We start from the raw sequence: 15,588 nt of genomic DNA, 5'->3' as shown, positions 1-15,588 counted from the left end.
TGGAGTGATTGTCTCTTGGTAAGACGAAGTTCTATAAAAATGTTTGAAATCTGTCTGAAAACAAACAAAAAACCTCGTCGGGAAGCCCAACAAGGTTTACGTAATCAAGCATTTATATAAAACATTTTTGAACCAATTTAGGTCAAAATCGTATCAACCGTTGCACGAATGGCTTTTTTATCGATTTTCCCCACAGAGGTTTTTGGAATCATTGTCGTAAAATTAATGGCGTCAGGAATCGTCCAAGGAGTTATTTTACCAGCCTCAACAAATTGCTTCATGTGTGATTTAAGCTCTTCTTTACTGAGACTTTTTCCTTCTTTTAGAACAATGAGCGCATAAGGTCTTTCTCCCCATTTTTCGTCTGGGATACCCACCACGGCTACTTCTTGAACAGCCTCCAGCGTACCAATCATATTTTCTAAATCTATAGAGCTAACCCATTCTCCACCAGACTTAATCACATCCTTGATGCGATCACTGATTTTGAGTGAATAATTTTCATTAAGAGAAGCCACATCACCTGTATGTAACCAACCATCTCGCCAGAGCTCCTCAGATTTTTCAGTATCTTTATAATATCCTTGCGTCAGCCACGGCGTTCGTACCGTAATCTCTCCAATATCTTCACCATTGGATTCTATAATTTGCCCCTCTGAGTCTATAAGTCTTAAATCGACTAATACAGAAGGAGTGCCAGTACGGGTACGTGCCTCTACTTGAAAATCTAAATCTGGGTTCATCTTATCTACAGCATTCAGATAAACAGTAGACAAAATTGGGCAAGTTTCAGACATTCCATATCCTGTAATAACATCCACACCCCGTTGTAGTGCTGCTTTTGCTAGGGCTTTTGGTAGAGCAGAGCCCCCAATCACTACTTTCCATTTAGATAAGTCAATTTGTTGGGTGGCTGGGTGCGCCACAAACATTTGTAAGATAGTAGGTACACAATGCGAAAAAGTAGGTTGTTCTTTCACAATGCATTTTAAGACAACCTCTGGTTCAAATTTCCCAATATATACTTGTTTGGCTCCAGCCATAGTTGCAACATAAGGAAAGCCCCATGCATGCACATGAAACATAGGCGTCAAAGGCATATAAACATCGGAGCTATTGAATCTGCACGTGCCATCTACAGTTCCAAAGGTAAAACACAAAGCAAGCGTATGCAATACAAGTTGGCGATGTGTAAAAAATACGCCTTTAGGATTGCCCGTTGTGCCAGTGGTATAAAATGTAGTTGCTACAGCATTTTCATCGAAATCTTGAAATTGAAAATCAGTAGATGCCTGCAATAGTAAGGTCTCATATTCACCCAAAATAGGCAATTTATCACTCTGTGGCATCATTTGACCATCAGTACATACAATCACCCCCTTTACTGTTGTAAGCTCAGAAGCTAAAGATTCTAACAAAGGTAAAAAGTCAAGATGACAAATAATAAGAGCATCTTCAGCATGATTAATAGTGTACAAGATTTGGGCGGCAGACAATCGCCAGTTGATAGTATGTAGTACATTTCCTGTCATCGGAATGCCAAAAAAACACTCCAAATATCGGTGTGAGTCATAGTCCAAAACAGCTACAGTTGTAGCACCATCCATTCCTGCCGAAGAAAGTACATTTGCTAGTTGCGCTACACGTTGGTTGAGTGTGATATAATTATATCGAACGAGGTCACGATATACTATTTCTCGATTAGGTTCAAGCTTTGTAGAGTAAGCCAAAATACTTTTGATCAACAACGGATAGTCAAATGCCTGAGAAGCAACTGGAAGTTTCTTAATTTTCATAATTTCATAGAATTAAGCATTTTTACTTAAAATATTTATAAAAAATATAAAATGGTTAATGTTTATTTCAAAGATACAAAACTATTTGAATTAACAGCTACAAAAAAAATGAATCCTTAGAAGAATAAATTAGCTACGCAGAATTAAGTAATAGTAGAAATAAGCAAGAATGATATGAATCATTTTTGCCTTTGAAAAGGAGCTTATCGAAAAATTAAACTATTAAATGTTGATTATTTCTTATATGTTTGTCGAAAATTCGATATATTTCGAAAACCAATCTATTGCATCGCGCCTAAGAGCTAAGTAAAAATCAAAAAAAAGAAGCCGATTATTATTTCAATAAAATCTTAAATATTTCATAATCAACTTAAAAGCATTGTGTAAAGGGTTGGGATACTTTTTTTATGCAGTCAGTAGATAATTGAGTAGCGCTAAACAGTTGAGAAAATATGAAGGGAAACTTCTTGAAAAAGAAGAAAATAGCCATTATACCGTTTAAAAAGTTTACCTTTTTTTCTATGGTATATCATCACCCATCCCTTAAATTTACTTAGTGTTTAACTATTTAATTGCAACTTTGTGAATATTCAAACACTACTCATTTGAATTCGATTCGCATGCAATGAGTAATCTTAACCTAATATCGTTTCTTAAATACTTGTTAACTTATGAGCACCCTTACTCGCAACAGTTTTTTAGCTTTAGCATTATTAGTGGTAGGTTCTGTGACCTCATGGGCTAAGCCATTGACAGAAGGCGGAGTCTTGTCCAATAAGAAGCCAAAAGCATTGGTGGAAGCAGCGCCTGTTGCTCCTTATGCAACTTACAAGGTACTCAAATGTGGGTACGAGCTTAGTCCAAGTGATGAAGGTCTTTATGTAGGCTTAATTGCGGAGAACTGTAACTCAGGAACCGTTCACTGGTATAATAGTTCAAATAACTCGGAAATTGGTACAGGTGCATACCTTGAAAATCGTATTACCTCCAATACTAGTTATTATGCTAAGTGTGAAGAGAGTTCTGTGTACAGCTTACCTTCAGCAGCAGTAAATATTCCTTATGCTAAAATTCCTCCTAGACCACAAGTGTATTCTGTTAATACAGGAAGTTTTTCTTATTACGAGACATGTCAAGGTCAAGCTAAGGAACCAGTTCGTTTAGCATCTACTATAACTGACCCTAGCTTTGATTATATCTGGGATAGAAATGGTGCTAATGGGGTTACTTCTGCTAATACTCAAGGTCAGGGCACACCACAGATAGAAATAGACTTGGGTGGGACTTATAATGTAAAGGCAATTTCTCGTAATTGCCCTACACCTGCTGGTGTTCAATATTCTAGTAACTACGTTACTGTTTTATTTATTGAGATTCAAAAGCAACCAGTTATTACGGGGGACTCATTGTTTTGCCAAGGTAAAGTGGTTTCTCTGAAGTCGGATAGCGCAACTCACGTTGCTTACTATAAATGGTATGTAAACGGTGTCTATCAAGACTCACTAGGTAACAAAAGTTCAATTAAGTTCAATAAGACTGCAAAAATTCAAGTACAAACGATCGAAAATCGTCAGGCTTGTTACTCAAAATTGTCGAACCCAATCAGCTTGAAAGCACTTAATGTTCCTGCTAAGCCAACAATTACTCCATCTAAAAAGAATGCAGGAATTTGTAATGGTGATACATTAACATTGACTTCTAGCTTAGGTTATAAATACAAATGGAATACAGGTGCAACAACAGCTAGCTTGAAAGGTATCAATGCCGTAGGTAAATATGCAGTTCAAGTAATAGACACAAGTGGTTGCGTGTCGCCGACGTCAGATACTACGATTGTAAAAGTTTATGCTATTCCTGCAAAACCTACAATTTCGTCTGATGGACCATTAGCGTTTTGTGATGGTTTTAGTGTTAATTTAACATCATCAACTCAAAGTAAATACGCTTGGAGTTCTGGAGAAATAACTAAGTCTATCAAAGTAACTAAGGCTGGCTCTTACACAGTAGCTGTTCGCGATACTAACAATTGTTTGTCTCCAACTTCTGACGCAATTCGTGTAACAGTGTACGCTTTGCCTGCTAAACCAACAATTACGGTTAAAGGTGATGGATTGGTAAAAGTTTGTGCTGATAGAAGTATCGTATTAGAGTCGTCGGTGTTAGCTTCAGGAGAAACAACAAGATTTAGATGGACAACGAATGATACAACCCGCTCGGTAACAGTAAAAGTAACTACGAAAGCTGCTGTTAGAGTAGTTGATCCAAGAGGTTGTGTATCACCGTTATCAGATACTGTAGCAGTTACAGTATTACCACTTCCTGCCGCTCCAGTGGTTACAGCCGAAGGTACAATTACTTTTTGCTCAAGAGATGTTACAGATTACACAAAAGAAAATAGCGTAAGATTGACAGCTTCTAGCTCAAATGACGTTACATGGAATACAGGTTTGGTAAGTAAAGTTCTTGACGCAGTAAAACTATCAGGACAATATTCTGCAACAGCTAAAGATGCAAATGGTTGTGTTTCTGCTCGCTCAAATGTTATTACTGTTACAGTTAAAGAAAGCCCTAGTGCTTCTGCTGCAAGTATCGTAAAAGATGGTGCATTTACATTGAAAGCTACTAACTTCCCAGACGGTACAGATTATCAATGGAAATACGGCTCAGAAGTGTTAACATTTGTAGAGGAAAGCATCAAAGCTAACCGTTATGGTGACTATTCAGCTCGTAGAAAAGTGGTTTACTCAGTACCTGCTCCATTAAACACTTTAGTTTGTTATACCGATTATTCTAAGGCTTATACCTTCAAAGAAGAGCCAGAGTTGAAAGGTTTAGCAATCTATCCAAACCCAAGTAATGGTCTAGTTACAGTAGAAACGTTAGAAAACTACAACAAAGTAAGTTTCTCAATCTACGACATGATTGGTCGTTTGATTTATACAGGCTCAATTCCAACTATTACAGGTAAAGTGGTAGTAGACTTGAGAAACCAACCAGAAGGACCTTATTTGTTCCGTTTCCAAGCAGATGGCTTTGAATTAACAAAACGTCTTGTTGTAAATAGATAATCAAAATATTTCCAGAAAAGCCCCGTCATTTGATATAATGATGGGGCTTTTCTTTTTATAGAAACCTTCATTAATCAACAAACCGTATGAGAAAGATATTCCTAACTTTTCTATTACTTTCCTTTTTGCATCTATCATCAAAAGCACAATGGTTGCGCCAGAATATCAATACAACAGCAAGCTTTAGAACTGTACACGTTGTATCTGATAAAAACGTATGGGTCAGTGGGAGTAAAGGCACTGTGTTGAGAACTATTGATGGTGGGCAAAATTGGCACGTAATTAATGTGCCTAATGCAGAGAAATTAGACTTTAGAGACATTTATGCCTTTAATGAAAGAGAGGCAATTATTGTAAGTGCAGGAGAAGCCTCAGAAGGCGCCGCAAAAATTTATCGTACTGAGGATGCTGGACAAACTTGGAATTTGGTTTTCCAAACAGAAGAAAAGGGTGTGTTCTTTGATGGAATAGACTTTTGGGATAAAAAAACAGGATTAGTATTCTCCGATCCTATTGACGGACATTGGTATTTACTCAAAACAATTGATGCAGGGAAAACTTGGCAAAAATTAACCACAATAGATTTGCCAGCCAATAGAGGTACAGAGGCGGCATTTGCAGCTTCAGGCACCAGTATGGTTACAGTAGGAAAAAAACAAGCTTATATCTGTACTGGTGGAGCTGAGATTGCAAGAGTATTTAGAACATTAAACCAAGGAAAAACATGGGAAGCAATTGATACTCCTGTACCTGCAGGTAAAGCATCAGGTCTATTCGGAATGAGATTTTGGGATAACAAACACGGTGTGGCCGTAGGCGGTGACTATTTGGAAGTTGAAAAAGACTTACCCAATGTATTGGTTACTGCTGATGCAGGCAAAACTTGGCAGTTGGAAGCTAATACCAATCCTGCTGGTTTGAAGGAGGGAGTCGCTATTTTTCAAAAGAAAATCCTTATTGCTGTTGGACCTTCAGGCACAAGCTATTCGAAAGACTTTGGGAAAAGTTGGATTATGATTGATAAAACTCCATTTCATGCTATCAGTATTGTTGGAAATAGCGTGTGGGCAGTAGGAGGAAAAGGAATGATTGCACGCTTGAATACAGATTTTTTAAAGTAGATAAGTAAAATCAGGGTACTTAATAATAAAGGGACAAAGTATAAAGCTTCGTATTTGATCAATATGAACTCTACTACTTTGTTCCTTTATCATTATAAGTTATCACTTACCTTTTACAGAAATCATCAATACTCCTATTAAGACTATTATCGTGCCGCCTATTTGCCAAATACTGATGGGTTCATTAAGAAATATGTTTGCCATGATAATCGTGGCAACAGGGCCAATACTCCCAATAATAGAAGCATTTCCTGAGCCTATTTTCTTAATGCCATCCGAAATCATAAACGATGGAATCACGGTAGTGAACAAAGCCATCACAAAAGAAAGTAAATAAGCTTCTTTGGGATAGGAGAACAAACTTGCATGATTCGTTAAAAAGAAATGTCCCATCACAATCACTGTTGAAATCAACATGGCATAACATGTAAATCGCAAAGAGCCTATTTTAGGAATCATTTCACCACTGCCAATCAAATATAAAGCATAAGTAAAGGCACTCAGAAATACTAAAAACGAGCCTAATAATAAATCCTTCTGCATCCCAATTTTGAGATCAGGGATAAAGGAAAAAAATACGCCTAGATATGTCACAACAAGTGCCAAATATTGAATTCTAGTGATTTTCTTTTTCAAGAAAATGGCTGAAACAATTACTACAATTGTTGGATATAAAAACAGAATTAATCTCTCAACACTAGCTGTTACATAATTTAGCCCCCAAAAATCGAACAGAGCCGCCAAATAATACCCAACAATACCAATCAAAACCATTGTTAGCCACTCTTTGCTACTGAGCGTTGGCTTTGTAGTATCTTTTATATTTTTGAACACCAGAATGCCTACATAAAATGGCGCTGAAAAAAGCATTCGAAGTGCAAGTAGCGAAATAGTATCTACGTGATAGTGTAGATAGTTATATCGTACCAATACGGCTTTGCCAGCAAAAGCTACCGCACCTACAAAGACAAGAATAACTCCTGCGAAATAACTAGACTTGTTGGTTGATTTTGTTTTCATCGAGTTTGAGGGCTTTGTGCGATAAGAGATTTGGTTAATTATGGAAGAAAGACTCCTACGCTTATCGCAAAACAAAAAAGAGCCTTCCTTATGCAGAAAGACTCTTTTGAGTAGTACCTTTTACCCATGACAAACCTTCCTACAACAGAAAACTGTTGAGCCAGAGTGTCGAGATAATAGTACGATTGATATTCATATTTATTAAAGGAGCAATCATTTTTAGCTGATTGGCAATTCCTTATTTTTTTCTAAAGAATAATTGAATTGGTACACCAGTGAAGTCAAAGTGCTCACGCATTTTGTTTTCTAAGTAGCGTTCATAACTTTCTCTGATATATTGAGGTAAGTTACAAAATAATACAAAAGATGGTGCTTTTGTTGGTAATTGAGTCAAATATTTAATTTTGATATACTTACCTTTCCATGCTGGAGGAGGATAGTTTTCAATTACCTGTAGCATTACTTCATTCAACTTAGAAGTAGGAATACGTTTTGTTTTATTTTCGTAAACCTCCAATACCTTTTCAACTGCTTGGAAAATACGTATTTTATCCTTTACCGAAGTAAAAATCATTGGCATATAGTTGAGCGGAGCCATACGTTGACGGATTGCATCCTCAAGGCGTTTTGAGGTCATTGAATCCTTTTCAACCAAATCCCACTTGTTGATCATCAACACAATTCCTTTTTTTGCACGGTGTGCCATCGAAATAATGTTCATATCTTGTGCCTGCAAACCAGTAAGAGGGTCGATAGTAGTCGCATCAATAACCACAACGGCAACATCACACTCTTCCATTGCTTTCAATGAACGAAGAATCGAATAGTATTCTAAGTTATCGTCGATTTTTGCCTTGCGACGAATACCTGCAGTATCTGTAATGATAAACTCTTTTCCATACAAAGTATAGTGATTATCAATGGCATCGCGCGTTGTTCCTGCGATATCAGTTACAATACTTCTTTGTTTACCTAATAGAGCATTCAAGAAAGAAGATTTTCCTACGTTTGGTTTTCCTACAATAGCAATTTTAGGAATGTCTTGGTGAGGATTTTCAATACCTTCTTCTGGAAAATGACTTACAATCCCATCAAGCAAGTCACCTGTACCCGAACCGTTTTCTGCCGAAATAGCAAATGGCTCACTTAAACCTAATTCATAAAATTCAGCAGCCATTAGACCTTTTTCGAAGGTATCAGCTTTGTTGGCTGCAACATATACAGGCTTTTTTGAACGACGTAGTACATTAGCAAAGTCTTTGTCTAAGTCGGTAATACCTGTGTGACAATCTACTACAAATAATAACACATCTGCTTCTTCGATAGCTAATTCTACTTGCTCACGAATAGCACCTTCAAATGTATCCTCTGACCCGTGCACGTATCCACCTGTATCAATAACGGTAAAGTATTTACCTGTCCACTCGCCAAAACCATAGTGACGGTCACGAGTAACACCAGATACGTTGTCCATAATCGCCTTCTTTTGCTCGATAAGGCGGTTGAATAATGTAGATTTACCCACGTTTGGGCGACCTACAATCGCTAAAATGTTTGACATTGATTTGTTTGTTTGAGCTGTTTCTCCAATTCATCCTGTCGAGCTTGTCATCGCAAGAAGGTGATTAGAAATGGAGCACCTCTGGTTAAAGATAAACTATGACACAAGTGCCAATAAAGTCCTACTAGGCTTAGCTTAATGCTTCAAGAGCTAATAGGAGAGTAGCACGACTGCTTTTACTCATTAATCTTGGCTATAACCAAACTGCTTGAGTTTTTGTGCTTTCGAACGCCACTCTGGTTCGACTTTCACAAATTGTTCTAAGAACACTTTTTTTCCAAAGAATTTCTCTAGTTCTTCACGAGCTTGAATACCTACTTTTTTGATAGATTCTCCTTTGTGACCAATAATAATGGCACGTTGGGTTACACGCTCGACGTAGATTTCTGATGAAATTCTGATGATATTATCTTCCTCTTTAAATGCCGTAATAGCTACTTCACAAGAGTAGGGGATTTCTTTTTTGTAGTTTTTGAAAATTTTCTCACGAATAATTTCCGAAGCAAAGAAGCGTTCAGGCTTATCTGTTAGCTCATCCTTTTCAAAATAAGGAGGATGATTAGGGAGACTATTGACAATAGTGTCGAAAATAGAGCCTATATTCTTTTGCCCAAGTGCTGAGATTGGAATAATTGCTTGCGTAGGGAAACGTTCACGCCAGTGAGCGATTTTTTCTTGCACTTGTTCTTCTGTAGCTAAATCAATTTTATTGATCAACAAAAGCACAGGAACATGATTGATGCGTGCTAATTTGTTGATTACATCATCTTCGTCATATTTTTCGAAAATATCCGTAACAAACAAAATAATGTCTGCATCTTCTAAAGAGCTATGCACAAAACTCATCATGGATTTGTGAAGCTCATATTTAGGCAAAATAATGCCTGGAGTGTCAGAATAAACTAATTGAAAATCTACACCATTGTGTTGCCCATTCAAAATCCCCATAATACGATGGCGAGTAGTTTGAGCTTTGGAAGTGATGATAGATAGACGCTCACCTACCAAAACATTCATTAAGGTAGATTTTCCTACGTTGGGTTTGCCAATAATACTGACAAAGCCAGCTTTGTGATTGATTTGTTCCATGAACTAGTCCACGATTACCCTTGCCATGTTAATGGAGTCCCGTACAAGATGAGAAAACTCTATCTAGGATTTAGGATGGCTTTGCCACCGTTTTCTAAATTCTCTAAAGATGAGTGTTTTGATGATGCTCGGGAGTTACCGTATCGGGCGATACAGCTCCCTATGGAATGACAACGATAAATTATTAAAAAATAAAAAGACGAGCCTTTTCAGCTCGTCTTTGCCTTGTAGCAGGAGCAGGACTCGAACCTGCGACCTTTGGGTTATGAGCCCAACGAGCTACCTACTGCTCCATCCTGCGGTGTTGTTGTGTTTGTTACTGGGTTGCAAAATTAGGGAGTTGGAGTGTTAAATGCAAATTATTGAGAAAGAAATTTTTAAAATTTTTGAAAATAATTTGTAATTACTTGTATTTCAGTGCCTTGAAAATGTAAAAATTTTCAAGAAAAATGGTGTGCGTATCTCTATATTTCATAAAAGTCAAAAAAGTAGGCTTCCTTGAAAACCTACTTTTTTGACTTTTATATAAATGTGTATCATGAAAATGAGCAAAGATCAGCTTTTAGAACATCCCTTTTGCCTTGCGAACATCTGGGTTTATCTTGTCACTTTCTACTAAGCCATCTCTCAAACGCAAAATTCGGTGCGCGTATTGAGCAATATCATCTTCGTGAGTTACCATTACAATCGTATTGCCTTTTGAGTGTAATTGGTCAAACAAGTCCATGATTTCGTAAGAGGTTTTACTATCAAGGTTACCTGTTGGCTCATCGGCGAGTAGGATAGAAGGGTCGTTGACCAAGGCTCTGGCGATAGCCACACGCTGGCGCTGACCGCCTGAAAGCTCATTAGGCTTGTGACCTGCACGGTTTTCTAAACCAACTCCTTTGAGAGCGAGCATCGCTTTTTCTATACGGTCGGCTTTGGAATAGCCTGCATAGATTAATGGTAAAGCTACATTTTCAAGCGAGGACTGACGTGGCAATAGGTTAAAGGTTTGAAATACGAAACCAATTTCCTTATTACGAACTGTAGCCAAAGCATCATCGCTCATTTTACTCACATCTTGTTCATTCAAAATATATTGTCCCGAAGTAGGTGTGTCCAAACAGCCAACAATGTTCATCAAGGTAGATTTACCCGAACCTGAAGGCCCCATAAATGCTACATATTCACCTTTGTTGACAGAAATAGAAATCGATTTGAGTGCGTCGATTACCTCTTCGCCCATGATATAGCGCTTTGAAATATTGGTAGTTTCAATAATTTTCATGAATGTTTGAATGGTTAAAGTGAAAGTAAACTTCCTATGCAATGGGCAAAAGGAGACTTGAGCTTTTTTCCTAAAACAAACATACTTATTTATTGAAAACCTGCACTTTGTTTTTCGATAAGAGCGATTTTAGCTTGATATTGAGGCAGAAAACGCTGATAATCGGTAGGGAAGCGTTTTTGAAGATCTATCAAAGCATCTTTGGCATAAGGTTCCATTCCAATCGAAAGGCTTTGTAATATATACATTTGCCAAATGGCAGGATTATCTTTTCGCCATTTTAACGCATTATTCAAAATGCGATAAGCTTCTTCCGGTTTTTTATTATTGTTATAAAAAACACTCACTTTTTCCAAGACTTTTTCATTGAGAGGATGCTGATATATGGCTAATTGAGCAGCTTTAGCATCTACAATATTTTCGGAAAAGGTGTCGCTGGTGCTCTCTTTTTTGACCAAGGTATTTAACAGCACTTGGTAATACTGTGTTTTGCTTGAACTGGTATCTGAGCTTGCCCAAGCTTGTAATTGTTCAAAAGTAAGCTGTTTGTCACCTTTGTAGAATTGTTGCATAGCATGGGCAAATTCTAAGTCTTCTGAATATTGGTCATTTTCGGCTTTTTGAGCGAAGTCACGTAAAGGAATTACAGCGCCAAGATTTTTCTGGAATAAAGCCGCATTGTAAATCAAAGCAAAAGTAGATACATCCAAGGCTTTTTGTTGGTTTGCTGAAATCTCGATCACTTCAGACTGCGCTTGCGTACTTAGCTTAAGAGCAAGTGCGTTGGCCTGATAGCTTGGATAATCAATTGCTTTGAGCTGTTGCGTATATTCCTTTTGAGTAGCTAGTTTGCCATTTTTTGCCCAAAATGCTACCAAATTACTAGCAGTAATAGGGGAATTATTAGAAAATTCCTGAGCTTTTTCTAAATAAATCAAACTGGAATCTAGTTGTTTTGCTCTGTTATAGAGATACGCTAAGTTTGTAAGAATTTCAGTGTTTTGAGGAAATTGCTTACTTGCTTCTTTAAGGGTAAACATAGCGTCAAAAAAGCGATCACGATCAGAGAAAGAACGTGCCAGCCCTTCGTAAGCATACGGAGATGGATTTTTGGCTAAAGCTCTTTTAAAATAGACAGCTGCTGTTTCATTATCGTTTTGTAAGAGTGCTAAGCTAGCCAAAGCATAGTTGGTTTTATGGTTGCGAAATTCGGCTCCTATGGCTTGTTTATAGGCCACTTCAGCAAAACGATAGTCTTGATTTGCTACCTGATGGTCACCCAATGAATTATAATACGATGCTATTGCCTGATTGAGTGTGTAGAAGGATTTCATCGAAAATAATGCCACCAAAATAATTAATGCCATGATACGAAATACATAGATAGGCAGACTTAGAGGCTTGTATAGTACCTTCGAAACAGGCAATCCTTGTTGGAAAAGTCCATAAAAATTGGATAGCACATACAATAAGAATAATAGGCCCATCACTAGATTGGAATAAGTGATAATATCCTCCCAAACTTCAATCATTGGGTCATTGGCAGTGGCGAAAGCATAAAAAATTCCAGATGTACTCAAAATTGCTAAACCAATATATATCAAGGCTGTAGCAAACTCATGATTGAGTACTTTGGCAGCTAAAATCATTCGGTCTGTGATACTCCAAATCCCTAATATCGTGGATGCTCCAAATAGCAAAAATGGATTGAGATAAAGCATATCCCAATCGATTACTTTGTTGTTGTGTAGGAAAATCAATAGCACATTGATCCAGTAAATAAGTGTAAGTACTACAAAATTGAGTAAATTTTGAGAGCCTTGAGCACGAGTACTGATAAAAACAAACCATTTAGGTACTTCATAAGCAATCCCAAATACAAAAAGAGTGCCTAAGATAAAAACTTGAGGAATGAGTTGAGTAGAAAAATGGGTAATTGCACTTAAGTAAGAAGATGTCTTGATTATAGCGCCTCCAACAATTAACCAATAGACTAAAAAAGTCAGAAACCTTATTACCGTAGAGGCATCACGTTTGAAGGCATGAAAAAAGTAACTCAAGCCTACAAAACCAATAATTATACCGAATCCTACCCAATTTCCTGTACGATTGAGAAACAAATCCCATTGCAAGGTCATAAGTAAAAAGACACATATACCTGTAAAGATGAGATACCAAGTACGAGAAATAAAGGTAATGCCAGTATAAATGAGCGAAAGTGCGACAATAGCTAAAATAGTAAAAATCCAAGAAGCTTCGACGTTGATACGCATCGTCGAAGCCAGAAATTGTTCACGAATAATATATGCTTTGCTTGGAATATGTAACATTCCATCAGCACTTTGGGCAGGGTCGAGACTGATAGTAATGTCGTCGAGTTCGCTTAGAATATCCCAATGAATGACATTTTCTAGATAATTGACATAGTAATAGGCCAAACCAACCAAGCTAGTCAGTAGAAGAGCTAGTGCAGAGAGAAAAAGCCACTGAGTATTTTTTTGCCAATGTTTCCAAAAAGCGAAAGAATGATTCATGAATTTGAGGGAATAAGATGATGCTAAACCACTACTGGTCGAATTAGTAGCGCAATAATACAACGAATTCTTTAGAACGTATACCTGAAAAATTGAGCTATTTAGTCAAATTCAATAAACGAGTAAGTTGAATTTGAATTGTTAGCTGAATTTTTTTTTAGGAAAATTTCGAAAAAAAATCTCATTTCGAAAAGATGAAAATTTGCCTTAATTTTTTTTGTCAAATTCTGAAAAAAACGAATTATCTAAAACAAATAGATTTTTTTTGGAACATTGAAAAGGAAAAATATGGCAAAAGCAAGAGTGTGCTGTAGAAAAAGCAGGATGGCAATAAGAGCCAAACTAAATAAGATTCAACAAAACCTATACCTTTTCAGCAAAAAAACTGGTAAAAATCCAAAAACAACAATTGGTTATCTGAGATTTACAGAGTAATTTTGCGCTCCGAAACGGTATAGCAAATTCACACTTTGCTTAATCACTTGATAATCAGATAACAAAATCACAATACAAAATGGCAAATGCAGTCAATAAAGGAAAGGTTACGCAAGTAATCGGTCCGGTTGTAGACGTAAGCTTCGAAGGCGAAGGCTCTAAGCTTCCTGCAATCTTGAATGCCTTGGAGGTTCAGAAAGCCAACGGCACAAAAGTTATCCTTGAAGTACAACAACACTTAGGTGAAGACCGTGTACGTACAATCGCAATGGAAGGTACAGATGGTCTTCAAAGAGGTCAAGAAGTATTTGACTTAGGTCAAGCTATTTCTGTTCCTACGGGCGATGCTATCAAAGGACGTTTGTTTAACGTAGTAGGTGAAGCAATCGATGGTATTGCTCAACCATCATCTGCTACAAGATTGCCTATCCACCGTCATGCTCCTAAGTTTGAAGAATTAGCAACTTCTACTGAGGTTTTATTTACAGGTATCAAGGTAATTGACTTGCTTGCTCCTTATGTAAAAGGTGGTAAAATCGGTTTGTTCGGTGGTGCAGGTGTAGGTAAAACTGTATTGATCCAAGAACTTATCAACAACATCGCAAAAGCTTACGAAGGTCTTTCTGTATTTGCTGGTGTAGGTGAGCGTACTCGTGAGGGTAACGACTTGTTGCGTGAGATGATTGAATCAGGTATCGTGAAATACGGTGAAGCATTCAAACACTCTATGGAAGAAGGCGGATGGGATTTGAGCAAAGTAGATGAAGAAGCTTTGAAAGAATCACAAGCAACCTTTATCTTCGGTCAAATGAACGAACCTCCAGGTGCACGTGCTCGTGTTGCTTTGTCAGGTTTGACAGTTGCTGAATACTTCCGTGATGGTGATGGCGAAGGCAAAGGACGTGATATCCTTTTCTTTATCGACAACATCTTCCGTTTTACTCAGGCGGGTTCTGAGGTATCTGCCCTTTTGGGTCGTATGCCTTCAGCCGTAGGTTACCAACCAACATTGGCAACTGAAATGGGTGCGATGCAAGAGCGTATTGCTTCAACAAAACGTGGTTCAATTACTTCAGTACAAGCGGTATATGTACCTGCCGATGACTTAACTGACCCTGCTCCTGCAACAACATTTACCCACTTAGATGCTACTACGGTATTATCTCGTAAAATTGCTGAGTTAGGTATCTATCCTGCAGTAGACCCATTGGATTCTACTTCTCGTATTCTTTCTGCTGACGTATTGGGTGACAAACACTACAATACTGCTCAACGTGTGAAAGAAATCTTACAACGTTACAAAGAATTACAAGATATCATCGCTATCCTTGGTTTGGACGAATTGTCTGAAGAAGATAGATTGGTTGTATCTCGTGCTCGTCGTGTGCAACGTTTCTTGTCTCAACCATTCTTCGTAGCTGAACAATTTACAGGCTTGAAGGGTGCGTTGGTAGACATCAACGATACTATCAAAGGTTTCAACGAAATCATTGATGGTTTGTATGACCACTTGCCAGAAGCTGCATTCAACTTGGTAGGTACTATCGAAGATGCAGTTGCTAAAGGTGAGAAATTGTTGGCAGACGCAGCTAAATAATTTGGAAATTTGAAAATGTGTCAGTTTGAACAGAATTGACACATTTTTGATTTGAATTCTTTTCAAATTTTCAGGTTCTCAAATTTTCAAATTC

General features: G+C 37.6%; 9 protein-coding genes and 1 tRNA gene. 3 read left to right on the top strand and 7 right to left on the bottom strand.

Going from position 1 to position 15,588, the window contains the following annotated elements; translation table 11 throughout:
- Nucleotides 1–137 precede the first annotated feature (137 nt).
- Nucleotides 138–1,796, bottom strand: coding sequence for a fatty acid--CoA ligase (locus tag QM481_RS11905; protein ID WP_283381948.1), 1,659 nt, complete (start codon nt 1,794–1,796; stop codon nt 138–140).
- Between the two features lie 671 nt (nt 1,797–2,467).
- Between QM481_RS11905 and QM481_RS11900 the strand changes: the two genes are divergently transcribed.
- Together QM481_RS11900 and QM481_RS11895 are read left to right on the top strand one after the other, a co-directional pair.
- Entirely contained in the window at nt 2,468–4,864 is a 2,397-nt protein-coding gene (locus tag QM481_RS11900) for a T9SS type A sorting domain-containing protein (protein ID WP_283381947.1), read from the top strand.
- 86 nt (nt 4,865–4,950) lie between these two features.
- Entirely contained in the window at nt 4,951–5,985 is a 1,035-nt protein-coding gene (locus QM481_RS11895) for a WD40/YVTN/BNR-like repeat-containing protein (RefSeq protein WP_283381946.1), read from the top strand.
- Nucleotides 5,986–6,087: 102 nt separating this feature from the next.
- Here QM481_RS11895 and QM481_RS11890 read toward each other — a convergent pair whose 3' ends face one another.
- The 6 genes from QM481_RS11890 to QM481_RS11865 all read right to left on the bottom strand — a co-directional run bounded on the left by QM481_RS11890 (nt 6,088) and on the right by QM481_RS11865 (nt 13,462).
- Nucleotides 6,088–7,005, bottom strand: a complete 918-nt coding sequence (locus tag QM481_RS11890) for a DMT family transporter (RefSeq protein ID WP_283381945.1) — start codon at nt 7,003–7,005, stop codon at nt 6,088–6,090.
- A 238-nt stretch (nt 7,006–7,243) separates the two neighbouring features.
- On the bottom strand, nt 7,244–8,566 hold the full coding sequence (gene der, locus QM481_RS11885) for a ribosome biogenesis GTPase Der (protein WP_283381944.1): 1,323 nt from the start codon (nt 8,564–8,566) through the stop codon (nt 7,244–7,246).
- Nucleotides 8,567–8,749: 183 nt separating this feature from the next.
- Complete coding sequence (gene era / locus QM481_RS11880) at nt 8,750–9,655, bottom strand: GTPase Era (RefSeq protein WP_095160705.1); 906 nt, start codon at nt 9,653–9,655, stop codon at nt 8,750–8,752.
- Nucleotides 9,656–9,883: 228 nt separating this feature from the next.
- Nucleotides 9,884–9,956 (bottom strand) — tRNA-Met (locus tag QM481_RS11875).
- A 261-nt stretch (nt 9,957–10,217) separates the two neighbouring features.
- A complete protein-coding gene (locus tag QM481_RS11870) occupies nt 10,218–10,928 on the bottom strand; it encodes an ABC transporter ATP-binding protein (protein ID WP_166549750.1) in 711 nt (236 codons plus the stop codon).
- Between the two features lie 89 nt (nt 10,929–11,017).
- Nucleotides 11,018–13,462, bottom strand: coding sequence for a hypothetical protein (locus tag QM481_RS11865; protein WP_283381943.1), 2,445 nt, complete (start codon nt 13,460–13,462; stop codon nt 11,018–11,020).
- A 514-nt stretch (nt 13,463–13,976) separates the two neighbouring features.
- Here QM481_RS11865 and atpD point away from each other — a divergent pair.
- Nucleotides 13,977–15,494, top strand: a complete 1,518-nt coding sequence (gene atpD / locus QM481_RS11860) for a F0F1 ATP synthase subunit beta (protein WP_283381942.1) — start codon at nt 13,977–13,979, stop codon at nt 15,492–15,494.
- Nucleotides 15,495–15,588: the final 94 nt, after the last annotated feature.

This window comes from Flectobacillus rivi (assembly GCF_030056655.1).
GTDB classification, from domain to species: domain Bacteria; phylum Bacteroidota; class Bacteroidia; order Cytophagales; family Spirosomataceae; genus Flectobacillus; species Flectobacillus rivi.
Note: the sequence above shows the minus strand (reverse complement) of the source record. Positions and strands in the feature narration are given on the sequence as shown.

What these genes read in the sequence shown, in the direction of transcription:
- QM481_RS11905 (WP_283381948.1), bottom strand. Translation starts at nt 1,796, where the DNA reads ATGAAAATTAAGAAACTTCCAGTTGCTTCTCAGGCATTTGACTATCCG.
- QM481_RS11900 (WP_283381947.1), top strand. Translation starts at nt 2,468, where the DNA reads ATGAGCACCCTTACTCGCAACAGTTTTTTAGCTTTAGCATTATTAGTG.
- QM481_RS11895 (WP_283381946.1), top strand. Translation starts at nt 4,951, where the DNA reads ATGAGAAAGATATTCCTAACTTTTCTATTACTTTCCTTTTTGCATCTA.
- QM481_RS11890 (WP_283381945.1), bottom strand. Translation starts at nt 7,005, where the DNA reads ATGAAAACAAAATCAACCAACAAGTCTAGTTATTTCGCAGGAGTTATT.
- der (WP_283381944.1), bottom strand. Translation starts at nt 8,566, where the DNA reads ATGTCAAACATTTTAGCGATTGTAGGTCGCCCAAACGTGGGTAAATCT.
- era (WP_095160705.1), bottom strand. Translation starts at nt 9,655, where the DNA reads ATGGAACAAATCAATCACAAAGCTGGCTTTGTCAGTATTATTGGCAAA.
- QM481_RS11870 (WP_166549750.1), bottom strand. Translation starts at nt 10,928, where the DNA reads ATGAAAATTATTGAAACTACCAATATTTCAAAGCGCTATATCATGGGC.
- QM481_RS11865 (WP_283381943.1), bottom strand. Translation starts at nt 13,462, where the DNA reads ATGAATCATTCTTTCGCTTTTTGGAAACATTGGCAAAAAAATACTCAG.
- atpD (WP_283381942.1), top strand. Translation starts at nt 13,977, where the DNA reads ATGGCAAATGCAGTCAATAAAGGAAAGGTTACGCAAGTAATCGGTCCG.